Annotated in this window: 10 protein-coding genes; 2 read left to right on the forward strand and 8 right to left on the reverse strand. The window is 45.5% G+C overall.

The annotated features are described in order from the left end of the window. Positions 1–536: 536 nt before the first annotated feature. Positions 537–6,032, forward strand: a complete 5,496-nt coding sequence (locus QUA83_RS22005; protein ID WP_333295802.1) for a response regulator — start codon at positions 537–539, stop codon at positions 6,030–6,032. A gap of 170 nt (positions 6,033–6,202) precedes the next feature. Here the strand turns inward: QUA83_RS22005 and QUA83_RS22010 are convergent, their stop codons facing one another. The 6 genes from QUA83_RS22010 to QUA83_RS22035 all read right to left on the reverse strand — a co-directional run bounded on the left by QUA83_RS22010 (position 6,203) and on the right by QUA83_RS22035 (position 12,086). Next, the gene (locus QUA83_RS22010; protein WP_006631855.1) at positions 6,203–6,910 is read right to left on the reverse strand and encodes an ABC transporter ATP-binding protein; all 708 of its coding nucleotides are present in this window, start codon (positions 6,908–6,910) and stop codon (positions 6,203–6,205) included. A 212-nt stretch (positions 6,911–7,122) separates the two neighbouring features. Further along, entirely contained in the window at positions 7,123–7,902 is a 780-nt protein-coding gene (locus QUA83_RS22015) for an ABC transporter ATP-binding protein (RefSeq protein ID WP_333295804.1), read from the reverse strand. A gap of 96 nt (positions 7,903–7,998) precedes the next feature. Further along, positions 7,999–8,559, reverse strand: a complete 561-nt coding sequence (locus QUA83_RS22020) for a hypothetical protein (RefSeq protein WP_333295805.1) — start codon at positions 8,557–8,559, stop codon at positions 7,999–8,001. A gap of 11 nt (positions 8,560–8,570) precedes the next feature. After that, positions 8,571–9,560, reverse strand: coding sequence for a hypothetical protein (locus tag QUA83_RS22025; RefSeq protein WP_333295808.1), 990 nt, complete (start codon positions 9,558–9,560; stop codon positions 8,571–8,573). Next, positions 9,547–10,377, reverse strand: a complete 831-nt coding sequence (locus QUA83_RS22030; RefSeq protein WP_333295810.1) for an SAM-dependent methyltransferase — start codon at positions 10,375–10,377, stop codon at positions 9,547–9,549. The genes QUA83_RS22025 and QUA83_RS22030 overlap by 14 nt, the downstream gene beginning before the upstream one ends. A 143-nt stretch (positions 10,378–10,520) precedes the next feature. Continuing rightward, the gene (locus QUA83_RS22035; RefSeq protein ID WP_333295811.1) at positions 10,521–12,086 is read right to left on the reverse strand and encodes an ABC transporter permease subunit; all 1,566 of its coding nucleotides are present in this window, start codon (positions 12,084–12,086) and stop codon (positions 10,521–10,523) included. Between the two features lie 286 nt (positions 12,087–12,372). On the opposite strand from QUA83_RS22035, the gene QUA83_RS22040 reads away from it, so the two are divergent. Beyond that, the gene (locus QUA83_RS22040) at positions 12,373–12,975 is read left to right on the forward strand and encodes a Uma2 family endonuclease (RefSeq protein WP_333295815.1); all 603 of its coding nucleotides are present in this window, start codon (positions 12,373–12,375) and stop codon (positions 12,973–12,975) included. 28 nt (positions 12,976–13,003) lie between these two features. Here the strand turns inward: QUA83_RS22040 and QUA83_RS22045 are convergent, their stop codons facing one another. Then, positions 13,004–13,294: a helix-turn-helix transcriptional regulator gene (locus QUA83_RS22045; RefSeq protein WP_333295812.1), complete on the reverse strand. Its 291-nt coding sequence runs from the start codon at positions 13,292–13,294 to the stop codon at positions 13,004–13,006. Between the two features lie 22 nt (positions 13,295–13,316). Beyond that, positions 13,317–13,505 carry a type II toxin-antitoxin system RelE/ParE family toxin gene (locus tag QUA83_RS22050; RefSeq protein ID WP_333295814.1) on the reverse strand — a complete coding sequence of 63 codons (189 nt, stop codon included), beginning with the start codon at positions 13,503–13,505 and terminating at the stop codon, positions 13,317–13,319. Positions 13,506–13,595: the final 90 nt, after the last annotated feature.

Consider the following 13,595-nt stretch of genomic DNA (forward strand, 5'->3'; position numbering starts at 1 on the left):
TGGCTCATAATTGGGATAAGATAGAATTAGTTATGCTCAGAATTATTTATTTTCTGCCTGTTTAGCCCTGGAACCCTGGAACCCTTGAACCCTCGAACCCCTAATTGCACAGTTGCCCTACCTAAGTCGTCCTGTTGTGATTCCCCTCCTGTCGCTGGTAAATTGGTAGCGTGCAGGTATCTTGCCTCAAACAGAATGCGAGCGAGAGTTCCGTTGAGGGCGAGAAAGTAGGGTGCAGTCTAGACAATCGCAGAAATTCTTGCTCGTAAACCCGCAGCAGTTAGGCTAGACGAGGAATTACCCGCCCGCCTTCATCTGGGCCCTCTGGCAGATAGGATTGGTTCTGAAAGTCAGAAGCCGTCAATTATCAGGATATGGCACGGAATTAATTTTAAATGCCAAGATGCTGGAAGTAGGGGTGAGTTGAATCGTACAGAAACTTTGAGCGCGCTTGGAAATCTCGCGGGCAAAGCCTCTCAATCAATCTGCTGCTTGCGATCGGCTTTTTCCAACAAATATCACTTTTATGCCCCCTGATGTTTATTCCCTCCCTCAGTCAGGTCATCAACCGCAATCCCCTCACCGTCACCCCTGAGACGCCCGTAGAAAAGGCGATCGAGCTGATGAGTAGCACAGGAGCCAGTTACGTCCTCGTGGTAGAACCGCGCGAGAATTCTCAACTCGGAAATCCCACGAACGGGACTTCCCCACAATCGCGGGAACAGTCGGGTTTCTACAACGGTGTACCGCGTGCGCTACACGCAGGAGGCAACGGGCTGCGTCTCAACGGCTCAAAAGCTCCCTATCCGAGCAGCCAGACAGTGCTGGGGATTTTTACAGCGCGAGATATCGTACAGCTAAATTCGATCGGCGCTGCTTTGAGGGGATTTGCGATCGAGCAAATCATGATCAGAAGCGTAACTGTAGCCCGAGAATCGGAAATTCCCGACTTTTTTGCCTTAGCTAATCTGCTGGAGAAAAATCAGATCAGCCATTTGCCCGTCGTCAGCGAGGCTGAAGAACTTGTCGGTTTAATTAGCTCTCAAAGCTTGGTGCAAATGTTGCAGGGAATTGGGGAATCGACACCAAAAGCAATTAGCAGCGCTTCGCCACCTGCGGCTTTCGCGTTCCCTCCGCCGCTGCCAATTGTGCATCAGAAATTAGAGCTGCCCGCAAGTTTAATTAAACTTTATCAAATCCCTCAAATAGCAGCTTCACGAATAATTCACGCTCCTTCTAATTCTTCGGTTCGCTACTTGGCGCAACTGATGTTTAGACACAATGTTAGTTATGTATTAATCACTGAAACCCCCGATCAACACTCGACTGGTGCGGCTCATAATTCCAAATTTACAAATCCCAACATTCACAAACTGGTTGGGGTGGTAAGTTCGCGGGATATCGTGCAGTTGCAGGCCCTGGGAAGAGACTCTAACAAAATTAGAGCGGGAGCAATTTGCAGCAGTTCCCCGCCGCTGGTGCGATCGCACTCTAGCCTCGAAGCAGCCGTCGCGCTGCTGCAAAAACACTACTGCCAGTTGCCTTTATTAGTCATCAACGAAACAAATCACCCGATCGGGATTATCAATCCTAAAACTATCCTTTTACAAGCGCTGGATTCAAAATCTCTGCATTCTGGCTTAATTGCTTTGCAGCGCCAGCTAGAATCTAGCAATGCTCAATACAAAAAACTCTCAGCAGAAATACAGCGGACAGCAGCAAATAGCCACGAGATGGCTGAAATTTCTCACCACAGTTTCGTAGAGCGGCCAAATCTCCCCCCTGCAGTCAACAATCAGGGGATTTGGGACTGGAATCTCGAAACAGATGAGTTTTTTTATTCGGCGCGGTGGCAAGAAATGCTGGGCTACCAAGAAGGGGAAATCTCGAATCGCCGATCGGAATGGTGGAGTCGCATCCACAGAGATGATATTGACTTGGTAAAGGCAGCTTTAGAAGAACACTTCGCCCAAAAGACACCGGATTTTGCAGCAGAATATCGGATGTACTGTAAAGACGGCAGCACTGTCTGGGTGCTGAATCGAGGTCAAGTTTTACGCAGCGCTACTGGCAAACCGCTGCGGGTAGTAGGAACTCATACAGATATTACTCTAAACAAGCAGTTTGAGGTCAAAAACCGCGAGCATGATCGAGAACAATTCCATCTATTTGACTCTTTGAAAGCAACAGTAATTTTCCACATAGATGCGGCGGGAGTTTGGAAATTCCTCAACCGCGCTTGGACGGAAATTACGAATTATGCAGTTTCCGAAAGTTTGCAAACTAATTTTTTAGAGTGGGTGCATCCAGATGAGCGCGAGCAATGTGCAAATTTATTGGAGTCTTTGCTGTCCGGGAAGTCGGAATTTGAACGGCGAGAACTGCGATTTAAGTCGAAGTCGGTTTCGGGCAAAAATTCCTTGGGAATTCACAGTAATTCCGGCTTTGTTTCCGTAGAACTATTTGCCCAAGTCCGGCGGAATTCGCAAGGCGAAATAGCGGGAATTTTCGGGACTTTGCACGATGTCTGCAACCGCCTCGAAGGCGTTGAGGAACTCCGGGAAAGCGAGCGGGCAATTCGATCGCTCTACGAGGTAATGGTGAGCTCGGAAGGCTCTTTTGACGATCGAACGATGCGGTTGCTGGCAATGGGCTGTAGTCAGTTTGGGATGGATATCGGGCTGTTGGGCAGGGTTTTGGGCGATCGCTACGAAGTGATTGCGGCTTATGTACCGGAAGATTTTCCCTTTGGATTTGCTAAAGGAGATGGTTTTGCTTTGAGCAGAACCTTTGAGCGAGAGGTTTTGCGATCGAGCGAACCTATTTCTGTCGAATCAGCCGGCACTACTCAGTGGCGCAACCACCCCGCTTACAGCGTACGCAAGTTGGAGGCTTTTGTGGGGACGAGGGTAATAGTGCAAGGGCGAATTTTTGGCACTTTGAGCTTTACTTCCCGCACCACTAAATCTCCTTTTAAACCGCTGAATTTTGAAATTTTAAAGTTGATGGGCAATTACATCGGCGCAGAAATTGCCCGCGAAGAGCGAGAGCGAACTTTGCAACGTCAGTACCAGCGCGTTTTACTACTCAAACAAATTACTCAAAAAGTGCGATCGACCTTAGACACTCAAGAAATTTTTCAAACTACCGCCACCCAAATCGGCCGCGTATTTGGTGTCAATCGCTGTACAATTCACACCTATCTTTCCGAACCTTATCCCCACCTTCCTTGCGTCGCAGAATACTTAGAACCCGGTCACGAATCGGCTTTAGATTTAGAACTTTCTGTCACTTATAACCCCTACACAGAAAAACTCCTCGCTGAAGATATAGCCCTGGCATCTCCCGATGTATTTGCCGATCCTTTGCTTGAATCTTCGGGGCCGATGTGCCGCCGCATCGGATTAAAATCTATGTTGGCTGTTCGCACTTCCTATCAAGGAGAACCCAATGGAATTATTACTTTGCACCAGTGCGATGCAACTCGCCAGTGGAATCCCGACGAAATTGAACTATTAGAAGATGTTGCCGCTCAAGTTGGCATTACCTTAGCTCAAGCACAACTTTTAGAAACCGAAGTTCAGCGACAGCGACAGTTAGCAGAGCAAAATGAAGCTTTGGATCAAGCACGACAAGCGGCGGAAGTTGCTAATAGAGCTAAGAGCGAATTTTTAGCGACTATGAGTCACGAAATCCGCACTCCGATGAATGCGGTCATCGGGATGACGGGCTTGCTGCTGGATATGGAACTAACTCCTGAACAGCGGGATTTTGTGGAGACAATTCGTACCAGCGGCGATGCTTTGCTGACTATTATTAACGATATTCTCGACTTTTCCAAGATTGAATCGGGAAAATTGGATTTGGAACGCAGCCCCTTCGAGCTGCAAAACTGTATAGAAGAATCTCTGGAATTACTGGCTCCGAGAGCATCAGAAAAAGGTTTAGAACTGGCTTACTTTATTGATGATTCTGTCCCGAAAAACATTTTAGGAGATGTCACGAGACTGCGCCAAATTTTGGTAAATCTGCTAGGTAATGCAGTTAAGTTTACAGAATCGGGAGAAATTGTGGTGTGCTGTACGGCTAGGCAAATTGAAGAGGTAGCTGCTAAGAGTTCGCCGGAAAAAATTAATATTCTAGAGCCACAACCGCTAGCAATTAACCAGGGAGAGTTGGCACGTAGCAAACAATACGAGATTCAATTTGCTGTCCAAGATACGGGAATTGGCATTCCGCCAGACCGGATGGATCGCCTGTTTAAAGCTTTTTCGCAGGTGGATGCTTCGACAACGCGACATTACGGCGGGACGGGTTTGGGACTGGCTATCAGCCAGCGTTTGAGCGATATGATGGGCGGTACAATGTGGGTTGTCAGCCAGGTAAGTCCGGGAAGTTCTAAGTCTCAACCGGGAGTTTCTGCGATCGGACAAAGTATCGCTGGAAGGTCGCCAGAAGAATTTACTCCGCCGTCGATATCGGGTTCGGGTTCGATTTTTTATTTCACGGTGACTGCTGAAGCGAATGACATCCGGGCTGAGGAAAAAAGACCCGAATTTGCCGCTGGTAAGCGCTTGTTAATTGTTGAGCATCATGCCATTAACCGGCAAGTTTTGATCCGGCAGGCAGAGTCTTGGGGAATGATACCGGTTGCTGTAACTTCCGGTGCTGAGGCTTTGGAAATCATCAAAGGAAACTCGCCGCTCGATTTAGCTATTTTGGCGATGAATCTACCAGATATGGACGGTGTGGCTTTGGCTGTGGAGATTCGGAAATTTGAGCTGAGCAATTTGTCGGGCGACGAGGGTCTAAATCCGAATGGCATCAAAGTTAAAAACCCTCGCAAAATAGCACTACCTTTGGTGCTGTTTACTTATTTAAGTAAGGCAGAAGTTTGGAAAAAACTTGAAACTACAGAAGTACATTTTTCCGCTTTTTTAACTAAGCCTTTAAAACAGTCCCAGTTTTATAATGTGTTGCTGCAAGTTTTTGGATATGTTACTGGCAGAAGCGGCAGGGGAGAAGTTTCAAATGTGGTGACTTTGACTTCGGGATTGAAGTATTTTGAAAATTCTCAAGAACAGCACCGCGCGCAGCGGACGCCTGCTGTTTTGAGGCAGGTTGCGACGAATTCTGCCGGACAGGATGCAGCTAATTCTAGTCAGATTCGGATTTTGCTGGCTGAGGACAATGTGGTGAATCAAAAAGTCGCTACGCATTTACTCGACAGGATAGGATATCGGGCTGATATTGCGGCTAATGGGTTGGAGGTTTTGGAGGCGCTGAAGCGGCAATCTTACGATGTTGTGCTGATGGATGTGCAGATGCCCAACATGGATGGGTTGGAAGCGACGCGCCGCATTTGTCAGGAATGGCCTGCTAACAAGAAGCCGAGAATTATTGCGATGACTGCTAATGCGATGCAGGGCGATCGCGAAAAGTGTCTGGAAGCAGGTATGGACGATTATATTACTAAGCCAGTGCGCCGGGAAGAGTTGGCGATCGCTTTAAGCAAGTGCTCACCTCTGATTCGGGATGAATTGGATGCGGTAACAGAGGAAAACAATCAAGATATTTCTGATCAAGTTGACAGTGATGCTGCGGCATCTTCGAGCGTTCAACCGGGAGCCGATTCGCCGATTGATTTTCATATTTTGCAAAATCTCCGCGAGCTAGACGATGATGAAGATCCCGATTTTTTGGGGGAGCTGATTAAGATATATTTGGTAGACGCACCGCAACATTTAGAAACTATTAAGGAGGCTATTTTTCTCGGCGATGCTGATAGTTTGAAGCTGGCTTCTCACACGCTCAAGTCAAGCAGCGCCAATTTAGGAGCGGTGTCTTTTTCTGCTGTTTGCAAGGAGTTGGAATATATGGGTCGCTTGGCGGTTGAGTCGGGAGGGGAACAGGTTTTTGATGTGAGTACGGCGCGCGATCGCCTGTTGGAAGCCCAAGCGGAGTGGGAAAAGGTGCGAGCGGCTTTTGAGACGGAATTGGAAACGGGGAAGTTGCGATCGCAAATAGGGTAATTTGTTATGTGTTATTTTTTATTTGTTGGTTGTTATTGGTTATTTGTCAGTTTCAATAACCAATAACCAATAACCAATAACCAATAACCAATAACCAATAACCAATGACTAATGCCCCATGCCCCATGCCCCATGCCCCATGCCCCATGCCCCATGCCCAATGCCCATATTTAACTTTCACCTAAATAGGCTTTGCGAACAGTTTCATTTGACTGCAAATCGCTAGCAGTACCAGCGACTACAACCTGACCGGTTTGGATGACATAGCCGCGATGGGCTACACTTAAAGCCATGCGGGCGTTTTGTTCCACCAGTAAAATAGTTGTTCCTTCAGCATTAATATCGCGGACGATCGCAAAAATTTGACTGACTAACATCGGTGCCAATCCCATACTCGGCTCGTCCAATAATAACAAGCGGGGGCGCGACATCAAAGCCCGGGCGATCGCCAACATTTGCTGTTCGCCGCCGCTGAGAGTTCCCCCTTTTTGACTAATTCTTTCTCGCAAACGAGGAAATAAATTTAATGCTTTTTCCATATCGGACTTGATACCGAGAGTATCGTTGCGGAGATAAGCACCCATTTCTAGGTTTTCTTGAACCGTCATGCGCGGAAAAATCAACCGCCCTTCGGGACTTTGAGAAATCCCCAAACGGACGATCGCCTCTGTAGATAGTGCTTCTAAAGGCTTTCCCTCAAATAATACAGTGCCTTGGCGCGGGCGCAGCAGTCCTTGAATCGTGCGGAGAGTTGTCGTTTTCCCCGCCCCGTTGCTGCCGATTAATGTCACAACTTCTCCCTGCGAGACTGTTAGCGATACTCCTTTGAGAGCGTGAATATTTCCGTAATAGGTGTGAATGTCTTTAATTTCTAGCATGATTACTTTTTAGAATATATTGTCTGAAAGTTACATCAAAAGTTTAGGAACGATCCCAAACATTGATCGAGTAGTATGGGCGGGGGCGGATTTATGAGATTGTCTCTTATGGCCAATAATTGGCAGGTTTACCCGCCCATACAAAATTTAACATCATACAAGTCCGAATCAAACGGAAATGATATCAGGTGCGCTGCAGCGAACCTTACCAATTACCCATTGCCATCTTCTTCTTTTCCCAAATATGCCTCAATTACGCGAGGATCTGCGCGAACTTCGGCCGGAGTTCCCTCAGCAATTTTAGTACCGTACTCCATAACACTGACGCGATCGCTAATTCCCATCACGACTTTCATATCATGTTCAATCAGCAAAATACTCAAATTCAACTCATCGCGAATCCGATAAATAAAGCGAGTTAAATCAGCCGTTTCGTTCGGGTTCATTCCCGCCGTCGGTTCGTCCAAAAGCAACACTTTCGGATCGGAAGCTAAGGCTCGCGCAATTTCCAATCTCCGCTGATCGCCGTAGGAAAGGTTTTTTGCCAACTCCGGCGCTTTAGCAACACCTAAACCGACAAAATCAAGCATAGTGAGCGCTTTTATTTTAGCTTCCCGTTCTTCCAGATTCGCAGCGGGAGGGCGGATGATTGCACCCAACAAACCTGTTTTCAATCGGCAGTGTCTACCTACTAAAACATTATCCAGGACAGTCATGTTGTTAAACAAGCGGATATTTTGAAAAGTTCTAGCAATGCCGAAAGTGGTCAGGCGATCCGGGGGTAAACCGGTAATATTTTTATTTTCAAGTATCAACTGCCCCCCACTCGGTTTATAAATGCCCGTAAGCATATTAAAAAAAGTAGTTTTGCCCGCACCGTTGGGGCCGATCAAACTGGCGATCGAGCCTTTTTCTAATGTTAAACTAACCTGGTTTACGGCAGTCAAACCGCCGAATCGCATTGTAAGTTGCTGTGCTTCTAATAATGACATTTTGGTTGTGATTCCTAATATTAGTTAAGCTATTAAAAAGTTGCCCCTTGAGTTTTCTGACAAAAACACTGGAAAATTAAATGAGAGACAGTTCAGCTAAGGTTTAATATCTCTCCAGCGCCTAGCTTCAATGTGGTACTGTTGTAGCAATCGGTTAAAGTCTTCGGTATCAGTTGTTGCAATGATTACATCTATTCCTATTTTCTTAATAATGATGGCTTGAGCGGCTATAATTAAATCTGCATCGTAGGCTACATAAGAATTATTGCGTGCAAAAGCCCAGAGCTCAGCCGCTTCTTGCATTACGTTGCCCTCTTCGCAAGTAACTGGAAAAGATGCAACCCCTTTTTTTGTGATTAGCGCATCTAGCTTTTGAATAGCTTTAATAGCTTTTTGTTTTTCTTCTAGTCCTGATTTGCGATCGCTGATTCGTCTGAGATGCTCGCGCCTTGCTTCATAGTTTGCGATTTCGGATATAGCTACAGGATAGCCTTCATTTATTAGCATCGTTAACCATTCAGTACATTCAATTGCTTCTAGAATCGATTCCTTAACTTCGCTTTCAGCGTTTTGAGCCAACCTAGTTTTGCCTTGCTCAACATCGGGATGTATGAGTTTTCCGAGGACACCCGTATCTAAAAAAATTAACGTACTCATGAATTAGGTTGCTAGTTGTCTGATAGCTTTTCAAGCTCATTAATGTACTCTTCACGCCAGGAATTCAAAGTTTTAAGCAGTTCTTTTTTATCATCTGTTTTTATTGCATTGTTAGCTTCTTCATAGAGTGATTTATACGAGAAAATTTTGCGGTCGTGCCTATCAATTTCCCACAAAATTGCTTTGGCTGCATTTCTTATGCCTATAGCTTGGCTGGTGATTTCATCTGCTGGTCTTTTCTTGGCATAATCTTCAAATGTTTTATAGCTGATTAGTGTCTGAGCTATATCTTTGCCTAATTCGCGACCTCTTTTGGTAAAGAAGCTTATATAATTTTCTGCAATATCTAATAAATTGATGAGTCCTGTGTAAAACAATCCTAGTTGCTTTACTTCGTTGTCTGCAACAGATGCAGCAAGCGTATAAAATTTGACAGACATCATTGTTCTAGATATTTTAGCCCAAAGTTGTACATTTTCTATGCCATCAACAGCTTCCTTCGGGGCAAAGTCTTTGTACTTTGTCTTAAATGCTTCGACGCTACGTTCAAGTTCTTCTAAGCTTTTATGTCTCTCAGAAGGATTGCTTTCTGATTCAATATGGAGATAAAGCTCGTAGATTGACAGCAGCTCTCTAAGACCCTCCTCTGGTGCCAGAGCATCTTGAGATTGGAATGCTTTTTCTAAGGATTGTTGTATCGCTGCAAATTGTTCTCCAACTCCCTTAATTTCTTCGGTGTCATTGCTTTTTTCAATGATTTGTTTTGTCGCTAAAATCATAGCTTTGAATAATTGGAGGGATTCCGCCTTGGCCAGACGATACAGAGGATGGCTAATCCTGGTGCCGTGACGACCAAGCTGGTTAATTCCTAGTTTAGCCTGCCTGAGACACATTGGTAAATACTTTTGGAGGCATTCGGGTACAGCAAAGTGCGATCGTCTGCGCTCTGCGGTGCGCCAGCAGCCAATTGTGTCAGTTGAGTCAAATCTATTGACTGACACACCCTACTGCATTTTCTAAAGTACAAACAAAGTAAAATTTTAAAAGATTAGATTCTAGCGAACGGCCAGGGCGATATTGTGCGTGTAAATCGGCAGTCGAAAAGTTTTCAATAACTTTGAGATTGAGTTCGTCAGCCAAAGTGGCAATGTTTTCAAACCCAGTAATCCACGGGGCATACATACTTTCGTATTTATCTATGTAATCATTGATATCTTGGTAGCCCGTGGTTCTCAAAATCACCTTTTCCGACATATAATCAAAAGACAATCGGAAATTATGAAAATTGTCGCGAATTTGTTCTAACACAAATATTACATCTTTTTGTGCCAGCAAGGTAGTGTTGCCTTCCCACAAAAAATATGTCGGTCGATCGAAATCAACTTCACTTTGTTTCAGCAAGGAGATTAAACCGTCTTTTACGTAATCGCCGGGAATATAGCGAACATAGGCAGTAACTTTGTTAGCTTTGAGAGCTTCTTCTTTTAATTGAAGAGTTGCCCGGTCGTCTATTTCAAAATAAATCACTCCTTCTCCATTAATTCTAGCAGCGCGAGTATCCAAACCCGAACCTAAAATAACTACTTGCTTGCAACCTCCTAAAATTTGATTTGACAAAACATCATCAAAATATTTAGTCCGCAACTTAACCATTTCTTTAGCTGCGGGAGAGTTGTGAGCTATTTGGTCAGCTATTTTTTTTGTTTCCTCATTTAGCCATATTTTTACTACATGATCAGTGTAAAGAGGAATTGCCTGTTCATTCTCTTCTGCTCTAAATTCCGCAACGATAAAAGCAGTACCAGTTACATTGTTCATGGCTAATCTTTCACCCTTACTAAGTAGTTGGTTACAAATAAACATTAGATGCGGAGGGGGGTTTACACTCATAAACTCCCTTCTATCCTAGATTTTTAGCTAAACCCACCTACAAAATACTATGTTTTTTTGTCCTTACCTATTTATTGACTTCTCGCATCGGCTAAAGACTCATTGCTCGCTTCAGCATCGGAATGCAGTTCAGCTTGGTGTATCTTATCAGGAATCAGCCCCTCCGGCCGCACTAGCATCATGACAACAAGAGTTAGGCCGAATAGAAATAAGCGCATTTGAATCGGGTCTAAACTGGTTGCCAGAAAGTCTCGCAACTGGGGAATTGCAATCCTGGGGAGTACAAAAGTATTCAGAAAACCTTTGAGGACTTGCGCTAATTGTGGCAGATAAAGCCGATCGGCAGACATGATAATGATAGCCCCCAAAATCACCCCCATCATGTTCCCCAAACCGCCTAAAATCACCATACACAGGATGATTACCGACACCGAGAAATCAAAAACGCTAGGGAAAATTGCGCTGATATAGGCGGCGTAAAATGCGCCTGCAAAGCCCGAAAAAGTCGCTCCCATCGCAAAAGCCGAAAGTTTGGTTTTCACCAGGTTAATGCCCATCGCACTAGCCGCTAATTCATCTTCGCGCATGGCATTCCACGCCCTGCCCAAGCGGGAATCTCGCAGCCGCGAAATCATGAAGTAAGCGAAGACAACTAGCAGTAAAATTAGGTAGTACCAGGGAAAGTAGTTGCCGGTGCTGAAAGTGCCGACGATGGGGAGAGATGGACGCCCGATCGGGTTTATTCCCGCTTCGCCGCCGGTGAGGTTAAAAGGTCGATCGCACCCAACCAGACACAGCACCAACTCAGGTTTACCCAAAACAGCAGCAACAATCTTCGAGACTGGTTCGTCAATCCGAATCGCGGTTAAATTCCTAAAGACAACCGGGATAATTTCGCCAAAACCGAGGGTAACGATCGCCAAATAATCGCCCTTGAGCCGCAGTGTCGGAATACCGAGGATTACGCCCGCGATCGCAGCTACACCGGCCGCGATCGGCAGTACCACCCAAAAGTTCCAAGCAATATTTAACTGCCCAGAAGATAGCAAAGCTGTCGTGTAAGCGCCGATCGCAAAAAACGCCGCATATCCCAAATCCAACAAACCCGCAAAACCCACAGTAATATTCAAACCCAGCGCCAACATAATAAAGATTTGAATCTGTACTACAGTAGCAATCCAGCCGGTTTGAGCTTGAATGTCGATAAACGGAAACAGAATTAGAATAAAAGCTAATGTCACCAGAGTTGCCAGCCGCTGGCGTTCCCCCTGCAAACCCTGCAAAGCACCCATTAACGTAGCTGTCAAAATTGCGATCGTCAAACTGCAAATCCCGTACAGCAGCGTCGTCGGCAAAGCAACAGCAGGTTGACCAGACAAAGGTCTAATCAAAACCCCTTCTACCACACTCGCAACTAACAGCCAAACTCCCAATCCCAAACCCGCTAAACTGCCGATAGTCGCACCCATTTTCGGGCTGTAAACCTTCTGATCCCGACAGCTCATAAAGCCCGCCGCCGTACCCATCAGCCAGCCGATCACGGTGCCACTCCAACCGCCGAATAACAAAACCGTCAAAGAGGCGATCGCCCCTAGAATACCAGTCGATTTGATCGCATTAATTATTTTTTTTGACATAGTAATAAATTATTAGTCATTAGTCATTAGTCATTAGTCATTAGTCATTAGTCAGCAGTCAGTAGTTAGATGAAAGAATACTAGGAATCGCAGTTTATAGATGCGACTGACGCGGGCCGTGCCAAATTCTGCCTCAATGAATGCGATCGACTGCTTATCGTGGAAACGGTTGATCGGGCTAGCTACAGTTTAGAGTCTTTTGAGTTCGATTATTGCACCAAAAGTGACGAAACTTCAAATATACTGGAACTGTTACCCCAACACGCTTCAAACGGGCGATCGCTATATGGTACAAGCACCTCAAAAAACTATCACCCTCGACGAGTTTTTGCAACTCCCAGAAACCAAACCCGCTAGCGAATACATCAAAGGTGCGATCGTACAAAAACCTATGCCACAAGGAAAACACAGCAAACTACAAGGCAGACTCGTAACAGTCACCAACGACATCGCAGAGAAACCGCAAATTGCCCTAGCCCTACCAGAACTTCGCTGCACCTTTGGTGGACGTTCTATTGTGCCCGATGTCGCCATTTTTGTTTGGAATCGCATTCCCCTAGACGCTGACGGCGAAATTGCCAATACATTTAATGCTCACCCAGACTGGACAATAGAAATATTGTCCCCAGCCCAAAGCCAAACCAAAGTTACAAACAATATTTTGCACTGTTTGAATGCCGGTTGTCAGATGGGTTGGTTGCTCGATCCCGATGAAAAAAACATTTTAGCCTATCCCGCAAGGCAGCAGCCTATTTCCTTGGAAGAACCAACAGATATACTTCCGATCCCCACATTTATGCCGGAAATGCAGTTAACTTTAGGCGAAGTTTTTGGCTGGCTCAAACCTGGCTTTAGTATCGAACCGAAAATAGTGGAATCGAGTAAATAATAGGCATCGCGCATACTCATTTCTTAATTTACGCACTACGCTGCTCAGTGCGATTTTCCTCAAGGGCGATCGGGATCAGTTGAACCTCCAATCGCTGATTTAGCGCACGCGCAATTTTTTGCAGCATTAAAAGCGAGTGTTCCTCATACTCAGCATCTTCAAGCTCCGCAATCACCGACTGTTTTGTCCCAATGCGATCGGCAAGTTGCTGTTGGGTCAATCCTGCTTGCGTCCGAGCACGATAAATCAGTTGTGCAAGTTCTGCATTGAAAGAGGATTCCTTAATCATTTCCTCCATTTCAGGATCTTCAGAGGTCATTTGTTGAAGGATCTTCAGTGCATCATTCGTCTTCGCCATCTTCTGTTTCCTCCACATAGGTATGAACTGCTGGATTGGCTTCAAATTGAGCCTTTTGCTGAATTGCCCGCTCAATCTCTGTATCAGGGACTCGATCCTCATCTTTTGTGATGGCATGAGCCAAAATTGCTACATTCTGCCCAGAAAAGAAGTACAAAATGCGATACTGCACTCGGAGATGCTTTGGGGAGCATCCCGGTTTTGCAAAAGCCTCAAATGGCCAAGAGATCGTTGAGGTAAGCACAACGAAGTTTTAGCATTT

Source organism: Microcoleus sp. K1-B1, assembly GCF_036704705.1.
GTDB lineage: Bacteria > Cyanobacteriota > Cyanobacteriia > Cyanobacteriales > Microcoleaceae > Microcoleus.

What these genes read in the sequence shown, in the direction of transcription:
- QUA83_RS22005 (WP_333295802.1), top strand. Translation starts at nt 537, where the DNA reads ATGTTTATTCCCTCCCTCAGTCAGGTCATCAACCGCAATCCCCTCACC.
- QUA83_RS22010 (WP_006631855.1), bottom strand. Translation starts at nt 6,910, where the DNA reads ATGCTAGAAATTAAAGACATTCACACCTATTACGGAAATATTCACGCT.
- QUA83_RS22015 (WP_333295804.1), bottom strand. Translation starts at nt 7,902, where the DNA reads ATGTCATTATTAGAAGCACAGCAACTTACAATGCGATTCGGCGGTTTG.
- QUA83_RS22020 (WP_333295805.1), bottom strand. Translation starts at nt 8,559, where the DNA reads ATGAGTACGTTAATTTTTTTAGATACGGGTGTCCTCGGAAAACTCATA.
- QUA83_RS22030 (WP_333295810.1), bottom strand. Translation starts at nt 10,377, where the DNA reads ATGAACAATGTAACTGGTACTGCTTTTATCGTTGCGGAATTTAGAGCA.
- QUA83_RS22035 (WP_333295811.1), bottom strand. Translation starts at nt 12,086, where the DNA reads ATGTCAAAAAAAATAATTAATGCGATCAAATCGACTGGTATTCTAGGG.
- QUA83_RS22040 (WP_333295815.1), top strand. Translation starts at nt 12,373, where the DNA reads ATGGTACAAGCACCTCAAAAAACTATCACCCTCGACGAGTTTTTGCAA.
- QUA83_RS22045 (WP_333295812.1), bottom strand. Translation starts at nt 13,294, where the DNA reads ATGACCTCTGAAGATCCTGAAATGGAGGAAATGATTAAGGAATCCTCT.